Genomic DNA, 15721 nt, shown 5'->3' on the forward strand with positions numbered 1-15721 from the left:
GAGCTGTCTGCTGATTCTAAAGATCAGCGGGACAGCTCTCTTTTTTGTTTAATTGTGTTAATTAATGTGACATATAATTAATAAAATCAACTGAAATCTATTGAATTTAGTTCATCGCTGAACTATTATGTTATATAATATTACATATCCATTGATTTATCGTTTGCTCGCTTCGATTTACATGTCATTCATACAAGAAGCGGAGGGTTCTCTATGCATTTCACAGTCGAACAGGCGCTGGCGGTGTATCCGCTGTCGGAAGGGAAGCTTGTTGCCGGAACGTCCGGAAGAAGCCGGATTGTCAGATCCGTTAATGTAATGGATGCTCCCGATATTACGGATTGGATTAAAGAGGGCGAAATGCTGTTTACGACCGCCTATTTTATAAAAGATCAGCCGCAGGAAGCTGCGGAGCTGCTCTTTAAGCTGAATCAGCGCGGATCGTCTGCGCTTGGCATAAAGCTCGGTCGTTTCTGGGATGCGATACCCGACAACTTGATCGCACGCGCTGACGAGCTGGGCTTTCCGCTAATAGAGCTGCCGTACGAGTTTACGTTTTCAGACCAAATGAACGGCTTGTTTCGAGAAGAAATGAAACGGAATACCGGAGTGCTTCAAGATGTGCTGGATAAACAGATTCGATTGATGCGCTTTGCGCTCAAATCCGAAAATATGAGCGAGTTGTTTGATGCGGTAACGGAAATTACAGGCTATCCCATTGCGGTAATCGGTTCGCGCGGACAAATGGTTCACAACGAATCGGATGTCGATGATAGGGAGCTTCTCGCCAATTGGCCCTGGCCGCAGCCTCAGAAGTGGATGAAGAGCGCGAAATGGCAAGCATTCCGCGTGCCGTTGATGAAAAACGCGCGTTGCACCGGATTTGTATTGTTTTTTAACCCGCAGCTGTTCTTATCGTCTCCGGAAGAAAGTTTATATCTGCAAGCAGCGGAATTGATATCCTATCATATGAATATGAAATACGAGGATTATTTCGAACTGTCTGCGCAAAAGGATTTTGGCATACTTATTAAACGTCATTTGAAAAACGGTTTGCCGATCACTGCTGTGATCGAATATGCGGATCGATGGGAAGTCGACTTGCTGCAACAATCATATGTTTGCGTTTTGACGGCATGGCAGTTGGAGAATGGCCGATCGCCAAGAGCTGATAAAATCGACCGCTTGAAAACGGAGTTTTTAAGCCACACCCGTCTTCAAAGACTTAAAGGGCTGCATATGGTGATGGATGAAGGACTTCTGTCTATCTTTCCGGAATTGGGCGGCGTTCCAGAGGGTGAAATCGAACAGGCGATTTCCGCATGTTTTCACTCTGTTTATAGCGATATCGACGCGATGCCTATGGCAGCATTCAGCGGTCGCAAGAAAAAGCCTGAACAACTTCTGGAAGCTTTTGAGGAGTGCAAGCATTCGCATCGACTGGCTGCGGAGTGGGAGGCCGGACAGCTGATCGTCAAGTTTGAAACGATGGACCTTGCGCTGCTATTTGAGCATGTATCAAAGGAGCGGATGGAGGCGTTCTGCAACCGGTGGCTCGGCGGGCTCATTAATCGCGATCCGGATTATGCAGGAGAGATGCTTCGCACGCTGGAAGCTTATCTGGAGCACGACGGTCAACTGAACGAAACGGCGAAAAAACTGTTTATTCATCGGAACACCGCTACGTACCGCATAGAAAAGCTTAGCGAGATTTTGGATGTCGATTTTAAAAAGATGAATGATTTGCTGCGGCTCAAAATAGCGTTTATGTTCCGCAAGCTGTTAAACAAAAACGGTTAGAAGGAGCGATTCTCATGGGCGCGAACATTGCAGCGACAGCCACTATACTAATCCGCAATGCAGTCATTATGACGATGAATGCGGCGGATGACATCATTTTCGGAGACGTACTTATTGAGGGGGAGAGAATCGCGGCGATTGGAACGGATCTACCCGAGAAATCGGCCGATACCATTATTGATGCGGGCGGCAAAGTGCTGCTGCCCGGCTTTGTGCAAACTCACATTCATTTATGCCAGACGTTGTTTCGCGGACGCGCCGACGATCTTGAACTGATCGATTGGCTGCGTCAACGGATTTGGCCGCTTGAAGCGGCGCATAATGAGGATTCTGTCTACTATTCCGCCATGCTGGGAATCGGAGAGCTGATCCGCAGCGGTACGACGACCATTCTCGATATGGAAACCGTCCGTCATACCGAATCTGCGTTTCAAGCGATTGCAGAAAGCGGAATCCGCGCGGTATCCGGCAAAGTGATGATGGATCATGGGACGGAGGTGCCGCTCCCGCTTCAAGAAAAAACAGCTCAATCTTTGGAAGAAAGCGTTCGTCTGCTGGAGAAATGGAACGGCGCGGAAGGCGGGAGAATCGAGTACGCCTTCTGCCCGCGCTTCGTCGTTTCTTGCACGGAGGAGCTGCTGATTGGGGTTCGCGATTTGGCGGAGCAATACGGCGTACGAATCCATACGCACGCATCTGAGAATACAGGCGAAATTGCCATCGTCGAAGCGGAACGGGGCATGCGCAACGTCGTCTATTTGGATCACATTGGATTGGCTCGGCCTAATTTGATTTTGGCGCACAGCATTTGGCTGAACGATGAGGAAAAGCGGATCATCAAGGAGCGAGGCGTCAAAGTGACGCATTGCCCCGGTTCGAATTTGAAACTCGCTTCGGGAGTCGCCGAGATCCCGGAACTGATACGCGAAGGCGTAACGGTAGGGATTGGTGCGGATGGCGCGCCGTGCAACAACAATTTGGATATGTTTCAAGAGATGCGGTTAACCGCATATATGCAAAAAGTAAAGCATGGTCCGACAGTGATGAATGCCCGAACCGTTCTGCGGCTGGCGACGATGGGAGGCGCCGCTGTGCTCGGGATGGAGGATCGAATCGGCAGTGTCGAGGCAGGCAAGCTTGCGGATTTGCAGCTGCTAGATTTGGAAGATTTTCACGTGTATCCTTCATTTGACGCGGATTGGTATTCTCGAGTCGTTTATGCGGCAACCCGGGGAGATGTCGATACGGTCATCATAAACGGGAAAATCGCAATGAAAGGAAAAATGATGCTTACGATCGACAAGCCGACTGTGCTACGCGAGGCCGACCGTTCATTAAAGATGCTGCTGGCCAGACTTTAATAGAGTCCGAAGAGTCGGGAAGGGGGCTTATGGACATGCATCATGTGCTAGATGCGGTTAAGATGCTTGAACAGCGGGCAATGCTTGCGACGATCATTTCGGTCGAAGGGCATGCTTACCGTAAACCTGGAGCCTCTATGCTCATTATGGAAGACGGCGGTGTTGTCGGCACGATAAGTCCCGGTTGTCTTGAGGGCGATTTAAAGGAAAGAACTGCGGCGATTACGGCAATTCCGGGCAGCTGGGATATCGTATCCTACAACATGGATCCGGACGAGGATGCGGTATGGGGAGAAGCGATCGGGTGCGGCGGCAAGATTGAAGTGCTTGTCGAGGCCGTTGACGGGCTGTTATTGCAGGCGCTTCAATGTATGGATGATCTGCTTGCGCTGGGTGAAGCCGTTCGATTCTCGCGGTTCATGGACAATAAAGGGCTGAATTATACGGTTGAAAATGCTGCTGCGCTAAATGAGGCGGCAGCTCCGCTCGCTCCGATAGTTGATCGGCCGCAATTGTTCTCGACGGTCGTATCGCCCCGTGAACGGGTCATCGTATTTGGCGCCGGAATTGACGCAGAGCCGATTAGCCGATTGCTACAGCAAAGCGGGTTCCGCGTCGTCATCGCCGATTGGCGCCAATCGTTGCTCAATCGCGAGCGATTCGCCGGCGCTGAATTGACGCATAGTTTCACGGCGGCGGATATGGCGCGCAACATCGGACTTGGAAGCGAGGACTATATTGTCGTTCTGAGCCATCAGCTGCTCCGTGACCGGGAGTGGATTCGCAATTGCCTTATTAGCGGCGTCCATTATATCGGCGTCATCGGCTCCAAACGAAGAATTGAGCTTCTGTTTGAAGGCGAGCCGTTGCCGCCATCCGTACATGCGCCGATTGGTCTTGATATCGGCGCGGACGGCCCGATCGAGATTGCAATAAGCGTTGCGGCTGAAATGATTGCAGTTCGAACGGCGGCTAGACGAGCCAAAGCATCTACGATCGGAGGCGGTCAGAATGAAAGTGTACGGCATTTATTTGGCGGCAGGGAAAAGCAGCCGCATGGGGAGCCAGAAGCTGGAGCTGGAGTTGAGCGAAGGGGTGCCGCTTGGCGGCCAGGCGCTGCATGTTCTATTAGATAGCGAGTTATCGAATATCGCCGTCATTATTCGGCCGGGCGAAGTGCCCGGCTGGTTTCGTTCGTTGCAGCAATTGGCCCGGCCGGAGAAGTTTGCAGCTTGCAGGGTCGTCGTTTGTGCGCATGCGGACAACGGTATGTCCTACTCAATAAGGAGCGGAATTAACGCCGCACGATCCAGTCGGAACGGCTTTGACGCGATAGCGATCGCGCTGGCTGACCAACCGTTCATTACGGCTGAGATGGTGCGGCGTTTGTTGTCTGTACTGGAGCAAGATCCGCAACTCGATTACGCTGCCTCAGCCTGCGACGGCGTTCCGATGCCGCCTGCAGTTTTCCGGGCGTCGATGGCGCCGGCGCTCATGTCGCTGGAGGGAGACGCGGGAGCGCGCAAGTTGTTTGCGCAACCGCACTGGAAAGGCAGTTTTGTCGAATTTATTGGTGAGGAGCAGAAAAGGTTGATTGATGTCGATGATGCTCAAGGCTTGGCGGATGCTATCGAAATGTTTAAATCTATCTTCTAATGTTATATAAATGTCACATAAAATCAGTTTTCTCCTGACAAAAGTGCATCATGCACAATGGGATGCGATTGTTTTGGCGCTTCTACCCAAATGTTATGTCATATATGTTGACGCATATTTGGCGTGTGAGTATATTGAAGCTACATCATCGATTCCAATCATGGTGAATAAATAGAGAGTCGGGAGGAACGGTATGAAAATTTATAACCGTAAATGGTCAGTGGGGTTTGCACTCTTAACAGTTCTTGCATTGGTATTGGCTGCCTGCTCCAGCAACTCAAGCAATAAGGAAAGCAATGCGACGACGGCGCCGACAGAAGGCACTGACGCCGCGGCATCGGAAGCGCCGGCGAAAGAGCTGCCTCGCGTAGCGTTCGTCTACATCGGGCCTCCAGGCGACGGCGGATGGACATTCGAGCATGACAACGGCAGAAAGTATATGGAGGAGAAGCTCGGCATCAAAGCGGACACCGTCGAGAACGTGCCGGAGAGCGCAGATGCGGAACGAGTCATTACGGAGCTTGCCCAAAATCACGACATCATCTTTACGACAAGCTTTGGTTACATGGATCCGACGCTAAACGTCGCGAAGAAGTTTCCGGATGTGAAATTTATGCACGTTGCGGGTTACAAAACGGCGGATAACATGGGCACTTACTTCGGCAAAAACTTTGAAGCAAGCTACTTAACCGGCATCGCGGCAGGAAAAATGACGAAATCGAACATTATCGGCTATGTCGGCGCCTTCCCGATTCCGGAAGTTATTTATAACATAAACGCCTTTACGCTAGGAATTCAAAGCGTAAATCCTGACGCTAAGGTGCATGTCGTATGGTCGAACACTTGGTACGATCCGACGACGGAACGCCAAGCGGCGATCAGCTTGCTCGACAAAGGCGCTGACGTGCTTCTCGCCTACCAAGATTCCCCGGCAACGCTGCAAGCTGCAGCTGAGCGCGGAGCGCTTGCGGGCGGCAACGATTCGGATATGACGCGTTTCGCACCGGAAGCTTATTTAACGAACCCGACTTGGAACTGGGGCCCTTATTACACCAAAGTCGTTCAATCGGTAATCGACGGCACTTGGAAGAGCGAGCAATTTTCAGGCTCGATGAAGGATGAAATGGTAGGCCTGGCGCCGATCGGCACCAGTGTTCCGGATGATGTGAAGAAGCTGGTTGAAGACGCGAAAGCAAAAGTGCTGAGCGGCGAGCTGAACGTATTTGCCGGACCGATTACAGACGCCGCGGGATCTGTGAAAGTCGATTCAGGCAAAACGATGACGCTGGAAGAAATTTTGGTCATGAACTGGTTCGTTAAAGGCGTCGAAGGGACGATTCCTAGCAACTAACCGTTTGAAAAAAACAGCCCTGCCCCGGCAATTCCCGCAAATGCGGGAGGTGTCGGGGTTCGGCATAACGAACAGCGACGTCCGCAAAGTCCGCCGGCCTATACGCATATAGCCGCTGGCAGCATCGCAGGCGCCGGTAACTTGAAGGGGGATTCGTCATGAGCGAGATTTATTCGGTCGCTATGCATCAAATCGTTAAAAAATTCGGATCGGTTATCGCAAATGACCACGTGGACTTTCGGGCGAAGCCCGGCGAAATTCATGCGTTGCTTGGCGAGAATGGCGCTGGAAAAAGCACGATGATGTGCATGCTTTCAGGTGTATACCGCCCGACTAGCGGTGAAATTCTCATTCAAGGCCAGCAAGCCCGAATCCGTTCGCCCAAAGATGCGATGAAGCTTGGCGTCGGCATGGTATTTCAAAATTTTCGGCTCGTGCAAAACTTGACTGCCGCAGAAAATATCGTGCTTGGCGAAGCCTCATCCTTCTGGAGAGGTCCAAACTGGATGAAACGCAAGCAAGAGGAGATTGAAGCGCTGGCAAACCGCTTTGGCCTTGGATTTCCGGTCGATCGCCCGATATGGCAGCTGTCCGTTGGGGAGCAGCAGCGCGTAGAAATCGTAAAAACCTTGTATCGCGGAGCCGATCTGATCATCTTGGATGAGCCGACTTCGGTGCTGACGCCCGGCGAAGCCGAGCAGCTGTTCGAGACGCTGTTCCAGATGAAAGCAGACGGCAAGACGGTCATTTTGACAACTCATAAATTGAAAGAGGTCATGGCGTCTTCAGACCGGATTTCGGTAATGAGAAAAGGAAAATTGACGCACACGATCGACAAATCTGATACGAATGAACGGGAGCTGGCGCGACTTATGGTCGGCAAAGAGCTGGCGCCTCCGAAGCCGCTTGCCAGCCGGCCTGCCGGAAAGCCGCTGCTTGTCGTAGATCAGCTCGATGTGTTTGCCGACCATGGACGCAGAGCCTTGAATCAATTGCAGCTGACGGTTCATACCGGCGAGATCGTAGGGATTGCAGGCGTTGCAGGGAACGGACAAAGCGAGCTGGCCGAAGTATTGACCGGCTTGCGCGCTTGGCGCAAAGGCAGCATTACGTTTAACGGCAAGGAGCTTCGCAACGGCTCCGTCAGAGATGCGATCGAAGCGGGAATATCGCATGTTCCGGAAAATCGAATGAAAAGCGGCCTTGCCGGCAGCCTTGGCGCAGTCGACAATCTGCTGTTCAAATCGTATCGCTCGAAGGAACGGTCGATATTCGGGTTTTTGCGAACGGGAGCCAATCGAGCTTGGTCGCAATCGCTAGTTGAGCAATTTGATGTTAAGACGCCAAGCGTGGATACGCCGGTTCGCCAGCTGTCGGGCGGCAATCAGCAGAAGCTGCTGTTTGCCAGAGAAGTTCACCATGATCCGCTGTTAATGGTCGCCGTTCATCCGACGCAAGGCCTTGACGTCGGCGCAACGGAAGGCGTTCATCGGCTGTTGACGCAAATGCGCGGAGAAGGCAAAAGCGTGCTGCTCATCTCAGAAGACTTGGATGAGGTCATGCAGCTGTCCGACCGAATTCTCGTCATCTATAACGGACAAATGGTCGGAGAGCTTGCCCGAGGCGAGGCGAGCCGGGAACAAATCGGCATGTATATGGCCGGTGTTCACGATTCAGGAGAGGAGAAAGCCGTATGAGCGAACAACAGCTAACGAAAGGCGCGTCTATCGAATCGCCGATATCTGCTTCCCCTGTGAAAGCAGGAGCTGGGCGGTTTTCGTTTCGGATCGAAATCGATCCAACCCGTTCCGACAGTCCTTGGTGGATGACAATCTTGTCCGTAGCGCTGGCGCTTCTGTTTTGCGGCATTTTCATCGCGGCGAACGGCATGAACCCATTGACGGTATATACCAAAATGATCACCGGCGCGTTCGGCAGCTCCTTTGGCTTGACGGAAACGCTCGTCAAATCGATTCCGCTGCTGCTTTGCGGCATCGGAGTAGCGATCGCATACCGCATATCCGTATGGAATATCGGCGCGGAGGGGCAATTTCTGGCCGGAGCGATGGCGGCGACGGCGGTTACGATTTATTTTCCGAATCTGCCCGTTTATTTAACGATGCCGATGATGATCGCATTCAGCATTGCAGGAGGCGGCATTTGGGGACTGCTTACCGCGATCCCTCGCACTTATTTTCAAGTGAATGAATTGATAACTTCACTCATGCTCAATTATGTGGCCGTGCTTGCGCTGAACTATTTCGTATTTGGACCGTGGAAGGATCCTCAAGGGATGAATTTCCCCGGCACGCCAATGTTCACCGATGCGCAGTCGCTGCCGTTAATTGGCGACACTCGCCTTCACTACGGTATAATTTTCGCCGCAATAGCCGTTCTGCTTTATTGGTTTCTCATTCGCTATACCCGTTGGGGCTACGAGCTCCGGCTGATCGGCGCGAACCCGGAGGCGGCGAAAAACGCCGGCATTCGGATCAGCCGCCACATTTTGCTCGTTATGCTCATTAGCGGCGGCATTGCCGGTCTTGCGGGCATGAGCGAAGTGGCAGGCGTTTCGCATCGTTTGATGTACGGCATTTCGCCGGGCTACGGCTATACGGCGATTATTGTCGCATGGCTAGCCAAGCTGAATCCGTTCGGCATCGTCGTCTCGGCGTTTCTATTTGGCGGATTGATCGTTGGCGGGTACAGCGTTCAGACGATCGGTTTGCCGTCTTCGATTTCGTCGATGATTCAAGGCGCTATTCTGTTCTTCCTTATTGCAGGGGGAATGGCAAGCAAATTCCGCATTCGGAGAAACGGTTGAGAGGAGCGCGATAGAGATGGATTTATTTACGCAATTGCTTGTCGCCGCCGTTTCTTCCGGTACGCCGCTGCTTATCGCGACGCTCGGCGGCATCTTGATCGAACGCTCAGGCATCATTCAGCTCGGAGCGGAAGGGCTCATGCTGATGGGAGCCGTCATCGCCTGCATGACTTATTTGAATACAGGCAATCTTGCCGTTACGATTTTAGCCGCTTGCGCCATTAGCGCCGTACTCGGACTCGTTCACGCATTTTTGTGCGTCACACTGCGCGCAAACCAGATTGTCAGCGGCCTGGCCATGACGCTATTCGGGGCAGGGCTCAGCGCTTACCTCGGCAAATCGATTGCAGGCCAGCCTGTCACAGGAGCGGTTCCGAAAATCAATTTGAATGGGCTTGACTCTATTCCGGTAATTGGCGATATGTTCGGCCATCTCGATCTGTTTACCTGGCTAAGCTTTATCCTCGTTATTGCGATGCATCTGTACATTCACCGCACCTCCTGGGGCTTGCATCTGCGGGCGATCGGCGACAATCCGCCGACTGCCGATGTCATGGGCATTCGCGTTCAGACGCTGCGATATGTGTACGTTATTATCGGTTCGATGCTGATTGGCATTGCCGGAGCGGATATGCTGCTCGTCTATTCGCCGACCTGGATCGAAGGCTTGACGGCTGGACGCGGCTGGATCGCCGTCGCGCTCGTCATTTTTGCAAGATGGAACCCGCTTCGAGCCTTATTTTGCGCCTATTTCTTTGGTGCGCTTGATACGCTTGGCTTCCGCATACAATTAATTGGGAGTGAAATTCCGTCTTATTTCCTTAAAATGATTCCGTATATCGTGACCATACTTGTGCTTATGTTTCTGGGCTGGCGCAACCGGAATAAGCCTTCGGGCTCGCCTGAAGCGCTCGGAGCCCCGTATATTCGCGAACAGCGCTTTTAACGGCTGCAATGCAGCTAATGAGTAACTTTAAAAATGCAGAGTGACTTTAAGCTCCGCTTAAAGATCCTGATGTAGCTAAGGAGTGACTTTGAACTCCGTTCAAAGATCCTGATGTAGCTAAGGAGTGACTTTGAACTCCGTTCAAAGATCCTGATGTAAGGAAGTGGATTGCCATGGCGGCAAACTTGCAAGGCAACCCTATCATTTCATCTGTATGGCATCCGAAAGATGCAGAGGAAGCGCGGCGCATCAAGCTGCAATGGGGAGAACAGGCCGTATTCACGGCTGGCGGAACGCTGCTGCGGACGCAATGGGAGTCCGGCATTGCGGATGCGCCTGCTCATCTGATTGATTTAAACAGCGTCGACGAGATGCACGAGCTGACTGAAGGACAGTCGGGCGAATGGCTGATCGGGGCGATGACGACGCTCTCGAAATGCCGGCGGCATGTCATGCTGCAATCGAAGCTGCCGCTTATCGCGGAAGCAATGCGCTCGATTGCCGCGCCGTCAATTCGCAATTTAGCGACAATCGGCGGAAATATCGCATCGGTTGTCGGCGACTCGCTGCCGGCATTGCTCGTATACGATGCGATTTTACATTGGTATGACGGGCAAACAACGGCGCGGCAGCCGCTGTATGAATGGTTGGAGACGGCCGCGTTGCACAGCGGATGGAAGGATCGGCTGCTGCTTCGAGTCGAACTTCCGAAAATGTCGGTTGCTCCGGAATCTAAGCCGTTCGCCGTGTATCAGAAAATTGGCCGGCGCGAAGCGTTCACGCCATCGGTCGTTACCATTGCCCTTACCGGCAGCTTGAATGCCGATGGCCGATGGAAAGATATTCGAATTGCCGCCGGAGGCGGTCAAACGGTTCCCCGCAGATTGGAGGCCGCAGAGGCTGAATTGAATGATAAAGCAGCGGATGCGCATTCCTTATCAGCTGTCTACAATGGCATATTGGCCGCTTTTGAGCCGAAGGGAGATGCGTTCGCCTCGGCGGACTATCGCAGGAAGACTGCGGCCAACATCGTTGTATCTGAATTATGGTCCGCGGCAAAGCGGCTGGCGGACGAAAGGTAGGCGAGACTTATGCTGTTGAATCGAAGCACAAGCGGCAAACGATGGCGAATACGCCCGGACGGCCCGGACAAAGTAACTGGCAAACTGGCCTATTTAACAGATTATACGACGAAAGCTATGCTGTACGGGCGGGTGCTGCGAAGCCCGCATCCGCACGCGCGGATTGCCGCCATTCGCACGGACAAAGCAAAAAAGCTGGCAGGCGTTCACGCGGTGTTGACTGCTGTCGACGTTCCAGGCTTGAATCGTTTCGGCATCGCGCACCCTGATCAACCGGTTTTTTGCGAGGATGTCGTTCGTTATATCGGAGATGCTGTGGCGGCGGTTGCCGCTGAAACAGAGGAATTGGCCGAACAGGCGCTGACGCTCATTGAAGTCGATTATGAGCCGCTGACCATCGTTGACGATGCGGAAACCGCGCTTCGACCAGAAGCGCCGCAGCTTCATCCGGGCGGCAACGTGCTTCACCGTTCGTCGCATTGCTTCGGCAATCCGCCTCAAGCCTTTGCAGCCAGTGCGCATATCGTCGAAGAAACCTATTTTTCACCCCGGCAAATGCACGCCTATATGGAAACCGAAGGCGGTCTGTTTGTGCTTGGAGAGGACGGCAGATTGAACGTATTCGCTCCAACGCAGCACGGGTTTATGGATCGGATGCAGCTCTCGCGCATTTTGGCAATGCCGCAGGAGGATATTCGCATCGTATCGAGCCCGATTGGAGGCTCGTTCGGCGGCAAAGACGAGTTAAACGTTCAGCCGTACGGAGCATTGCTTGCGGTAGCAACCGGGAAGCCGGTGCGCCTTCATAACTCCCGCTGGGAATCGGTTCGCGCCGGGTTGAAACGCCATCCGATGAAAATAACGATGAAAACGGGCGCTGATGCGAATGGCAAGCTCATTGCCCATACGGTGCGAATCATTGCCGATACCGGCCCCTATGCAACGCTTGGAGCCGAGGTGCTTAACTTCGCCGTCGAGCATGTCATCGGCCCGTACCGATACGAGCATTTGGAAGTAAACGGCATATCAGTCTTTACGAACAACGGAATGTCTGGCGAATTTCGCGGCTTCGGCGGCAATCAGGCGATATTTGCGCTAGAGGGCCAACTGGATCGATTGGCCGAACTGGCCGGAATCGAGCCCTGGGAACTGCGCCGCCGCAATATGCGAAACCCGTCCGATCCAGGTCCGTTTGGCCAGCCGATTGCCGCTACCGAAGGAGCGGCCCAAGTGTGGGAAGCTCTTCAGTCAAGCAAGCTTTGGCGGGAAAGGGAAGCGTATTTGGGGGCTTCGACAAACGCCGATGGCGAACGGCTTGCCCGGCGAGATGCCGGCGATCCGCCGTGGATCAGCACCGGTATCGGGGCAGCTTTTACGATGCATGGAGCAGGTCTTGGAGTCGGCATTCCCGATCCGGCAGGCGGAAGGCTGACGCTGGCGTCCGATGGGCGAATTGAAGCGGTGTTTGGTTATGAAGAATTCGGGCAGGGCCTTATCGCATCGCTTGAGCAAATGCTAATTGAGCAGTTTGGTTTTGCCGCGGACGATATCCGCATTCTTATTGGAGATACGGACGTTGTGCCCGACAGCGGCTCGACTACAGCTTCCAGAGCGACGAGCATGATGTGGCAGTCGCTCCAGAAATTGAAGCCCCTGTTCGAGGAAGAAGCTTTGGGCGCAGCATCGCGAGCGCTCGGCATTCCAGCCTTGCAATTAAGGCTTGGCGAAGGCGGCATTTGGCATAAAGAGGGTAAGAAGATGCTGATTGCTTATTCGGATCTTGCTCAACAAAGGGAAGATTGCATCAGCTGCACAACTCGGTTCCATTTCCCGACTTCCTCTATCGATCGGGTCGGCGCGCACTATTTATATACGTACTCCGCTGTGGCCGTGAAAGTAAGCGTGAACCGGCTAACCGGTCGCGTGCAGCTTGCAGACCAATACCATGCAGTTGCTGCCGGTCCCGTTATTAACCCGCAAGGCTTTCTCGGCCAAATTGAAGGCGGCAGCAGTATGGCGCTCGGATATACACTGACCGAGGATGCTGTAATGGAAAAGGGGCTTTATCTGACCAAAAACTTGGATACTTATTTAGTGCCAACCATTGCCGAGCATCGCGGCACGATTGAAGTCGAGGCATTTGAAGATTTGCCCGATTCGGATAATTACGGGCCAAGAGGCATTGGTGAGGTTGGCTCCGTAACGCTTGCTCCGGCGATTGCTGCCGCAATCTACGAAGCGACCGGCGTTCGAGTGACGAAACTGCCGATTGATCCGGAGCTGTTGCAATTAGACGCGAGCGCTCTATTGACAAAGGCGGTGAATGGACGATGAGTTTGGGAGATTATTCGGCATCACTGCGTAACAACGCGATCCATTGCATCATCAACGACCGTGAGCTGAATTTAAATATCATGCCATCCAGGCGATTGCTGTCGGTGCTGCGGGATGAGCTGGGCCTGACAGGAACGAAGCGGTCTTGCGAGATCGGACGTTGCGGTGCTTGCATGGTGCTGGTCGACGGAGAGCCGGTCAATTCTTGCTTGACAATGGCCTATCAATGCGAGGGCAAAACGGTTACAACGATTGAGGGCATTACTGCGAGCGCTCAGAGCCTATCAGGCGGATTGGATCCCGTTCAGCGCGCGTTTCTGGAAGAAGGCGGTTTTCAATGCGGGTACTGTACGCCGGGAATGATCGTCTCGGTAAAAGCGCTGCTGGAGCACACGCCAGATCCGAGCGAGGAAGAAATTGAAGAAGCTTTATCCGGCAATATATGCCGATGTACGGGCTATGGCGGCATTAAGCGGGCCGTACGCCAGGCCATTGAATGGAGGAACACGCGATGATCCGTCTTTCCGTAATCAATGACATGAGCCAAGCTCAGTTTGTCGGGGCGCTTGGCGATATTTTCGAACATTCTCCATGGGTTGCCGAGGCGGTCTGGAATAAGAGGCCATTCGCTTCAATAGAAAGCTTGCATGAGTCGATGGTGAGAACGGTTCAGGAAGCATCGGAAGAATCGCGGTTGAAGCTGATCCGCGAGCATCCTGATTTAGCCACTCGTTTGCAGATCGGAGAGTATTCGACGAAAGAGCAGCAAGGGGCGGGGCTGGATCGTCTCTCAACTGGTGAATTTGAGCAATTTGCCGAAGCAAACCGCAATTATACGGAGCGATTTGGGTTTCCGTTTATTGTAGCCGTCAGGGGAAAGAACAAGGATGACATTTTGGCGGCACTGCAGGCTCGGATAGGCAACAGTGCGCAAGAGGAGGCCGAGGAGGCGATGTGGCAGATCGCCCGCATAACCGCTTTTCGCCTGCATGATCTGATTATCGAATAGGAGGATCAAGCCTATGCTCAAGCTTCGCAGCGGACGCACGCTTTATTACGGAAAAGGAGATGTTCTGTCTTATCGTACTTATGCTGCTCCACTGGAGGTTGAACCTATTGCGGAATCTGCTTTTTCAGGCGATAAAAATGTTATTTTTGCCCATCATATCCGGTTCGCCGTCAGCGGAGAGCCGCTTCTTGATTCATTCGTGACAGGAGACAATTCGCTAGTCGTGGCAACCGATTCGATGAAAAATTTTATATTGCGCCACACGGCCGATTTCGAGGGCAGCACGACGGAAGGGCTGCTTTCACATATCGGCCGGCTGTTTATGAATCGATATGCTCACATCGATCAGCTGGAGATTAGCGCTGACCGAATTCCGTTCCATGACGTTCAAATCGCGGGAAGCTCGGATATGGAGAACAGCGGCCTCGTCTTTCGCAGTTCGCATAACGAGCATGCAGGCGCAGCAATGACTTTTGCCCGAAGCATAGACGGAGCGATTGAGACGGTTGAAGCCGAATCCAGCGTATGCGACGTGCAATTAATTAAGGTGAGCGGGAGCTCTTTTTACGGTTTTGTACGCGATGAATATACGAGCTTGCCTGAGAGCTTTGACCGTCCTTTATTTATATTTCTTGCTTTGTTCTGGCGCTATGAAATCGAGCAACATGCGCTTGACGCCAGTTGCAAGCAATATGTTCCGGCCGAGCAGATTCGCGATATTGCCGGGCAAGTATTTCATGAAAGCAACTCGCCTTCCATCCAACATTTGATTTATCAAATTGGACGGCGTATTCTGGCAAGATTTCCGCAACTGAAAGATGTTCGGTTCGAATCGAACAATCGAACGTGGGAAACGGTCGTAAGCGCAAACGGAGCAACGAACGCTCAAGCGGCCGTGTATACGGAGCCAAGGCCGCCGTTCGGCTTTCAAGGCTTTACGATGACGAAAGCAGATTTGGCTGAGGAGGGTTGAATTTGGCTGCAAACGGTAGAATCACGACGCATGTGCTTGATCTTGCATTAGGCAAGCCGGTCTCAGGCATTGCCGTTGAGCTGTGGCGGATCGGAGAAGACGGAGGGCTGTCGCTTCTTGCGGCGAGCGTAACAAACGGCGACGGGCGGCTGGACTCGCCGATTGCGCAAGGCGAGACGATCACCGAAGGCGTTTACGAGATCGTTTTTTTCGCTGGCGATTATTTCCGAAGACCCGGCCATCCATCTGCATCGCAAACTTTAATATTTGACCGGATTCCGATCCGTTTCCTCATTACGAATAGCGAAGATCATTACCATATCCCGCTGCTAGTTGCGCCAGGAGGATACAGCACCTATCGCGGCAGTTAACAAATAAAGAGATG

At 52.8% G+C, this 15721-nt stretch carries 14 protein-coding genes; all 14 read left to right on the top strand.

Annotated features, from left to right (window positions below; all coding sequences use genetic code 11):
• Window positions 1–213 precede the first annotated feature (213 nt).
• The 14 genes from GOM71_RS14100 to uraH all read left to right on the top strand — a co-directional run bounded on the left by GOM71_RS14100 (window position 214) and on the right by uraH (window position 15707).
• Window positions 214–1800, top strand: a complete 1587-nt coding sequence (locus tag GOM71_RS14100) for a PucR family transcriptional regulator (protein ID WP_156282136.1) — start codon at window positions 214–216, stop codon at window positions 1798–1800.
• Window positions 1801–1814: 14 nt separating this feature from the next.
• Window positions 1815–3161, top strand: coding sequence for a 5'-deoxyadenosine deaminase (locus GOM71_RS14105; RefSeq protein WP_156282138.1), 1347 nt, complete (start codon window positions 1815–1817; stop codon window positions 3159–3161).
• Window positions 3162–3196: 35 nt separating this feature from the next.
• Entirely contained in the window at window positions 3197–4297 is a 1101-nt protein-coding gene (locus GOM71_RS14110; protein WP_173275624.1) for an XdhC family protein, read from the top strand.
• On the top strand, window positions 4179–4817 hold the full coding sequence (locus GOM71_RS24450) for a nucleotidyltransferase family protein (protein WP_367649613.1): 639 nt from the start codon (window positions 4179–4181) through the stop codon (window positions 4815–4817). Before GOM71_RS14110 ends, GOM71_RS24450 begins: the two co-directional genes overlap by 119 nt.
• A gap of 193 nt (window positions 4818–5010) precedes the next feature.
• Window positions 5011–6168: a BMP family ABC transporter substrate-binding protein gene (locus GOM71_RS14120; RefSeq protein WP_156282143.1), complete on the top strand. Its 1158-nt coding sequence runs from the start codon at window positions 5011–5013 to the stop codon at window positions 6166–6168.
• Window positions 6169–6326: 158 nt separating this feature from the next.
• A complete protein-coding gene (locus GOM71_RS14125) occupies window positions 6327–7865 on the top strand; it encodes an ABC transporter ATP-binding protein (RefSeq protein ID WP_156282145.1) in 1539 nt (512 codons plus the stop codon).
• On the top strand, window positions 7862–8992 hold the full coding sequence (locus GOM71_RS14130; protein WP_156282147.1) for an ABC transporter permease: 1131 nt from the start codon (window positions 7862–7864) through the stop codon (window positions 8990–8992). The genes GOM71_RS14125 and GOM71_RS14130 overlap by 4 nt, the downstream gene beginning before the upstream one ends.
• 16 nt (window positions 8993–9008) lie before the next feature.
• Window positions 9009–9938, top strand: a complete 930-nt coding sequence (locus GOM71_RS14135) for an ABC transporter permease (protein ID WP_156282149.1) — start codon at window positions 9009–9011, stop codon at window positions 9936–9938.
• 173 nt (window positions 9939–10111) lie between these two features.
• The gene (locus GOM71_RS14140; protein ID WP_156282151.1) at window positions 10112–11020 is read left to right on the top strand and encodes an FAD binding domain-containing protein; all 909 of its coding nucleotides are present in this window, start codon (window positions 10112–10114) and stop codon (window positions 11018–11020) included.
• 9 nt (window positions 11021–11029) lie between these two features.
• Window positions 11030–13354: a xanthine dehydrogenase subunit D gene (gene pucD, locus GOM71_RS14145; RefSeq protein WP_156282153.1), complete on the top strand. Its 2325-nt coding sequence runs from the start codon at window positions 11030–11032 to the stop codon at window positions 13352–13354.
• Window positions 13351–13869, top strand: coding sequence for a (2Fe-2S)-binding protein (locus tag GOM71_RS14150; RefSeq protein ID WP_156282155.1), 519 nt, complete (start codon window positions 13351–13353; stop codon window positions 13867–13869). Before pucD ends, GOM71_RS14150 begins: the two co-directional genes overlap by 4 nt.
• Before the next feature lie 23 nt (window positions 13870–13892).
• Window positions 13893–14363, top strand: a complete 471-nt coding sequence (gene uraD, locus GOM71_RS14155) for a 2-oxo-4-hydroxy-4-carboxy-5-ureidoimidazoline decarboxylase (RefSeq protein WP_253944846.1) — start codon at window positions 13893–13895, stop codon at window positions 14361–14363.
• Between the two features lie 13 nt (window positions 14364–14376).
• A complete protein-coding gene (gene pucL, locus GOM71_RS14160) occupies window positions 14377–15336 on the top strand; it encodes a factor-independent urate hydroxylase (RefSeq protein ID WP_156282159.1) in 960 nt (319 codons plus the stop codon).
• A gap of 2 nt (window positions 15337–15338) precedes the next feature.
• Window positions 15339–15707 (top strand): hydroxyisourate hydrolase, encoded by a 369-nt coding sequence (uraH, locus tag GOM71_RS14165; RefSeq protein WP_156282161.1) that lies wholly within the window; start codon window positions 15339–15341, stop codon window positions 15705–15707.
• Window positions 15708–15721 lie beyond the last annotated feature (14 nt).

The organism is Paenibacillus sp. NEAU-GSW1 (genome assembly GCF_009737085.1).
GTDB lineage: Bacteria > Bacillota > Bacilli > Paenibacillales > Paenibacillaceae > Pristimantibacillus.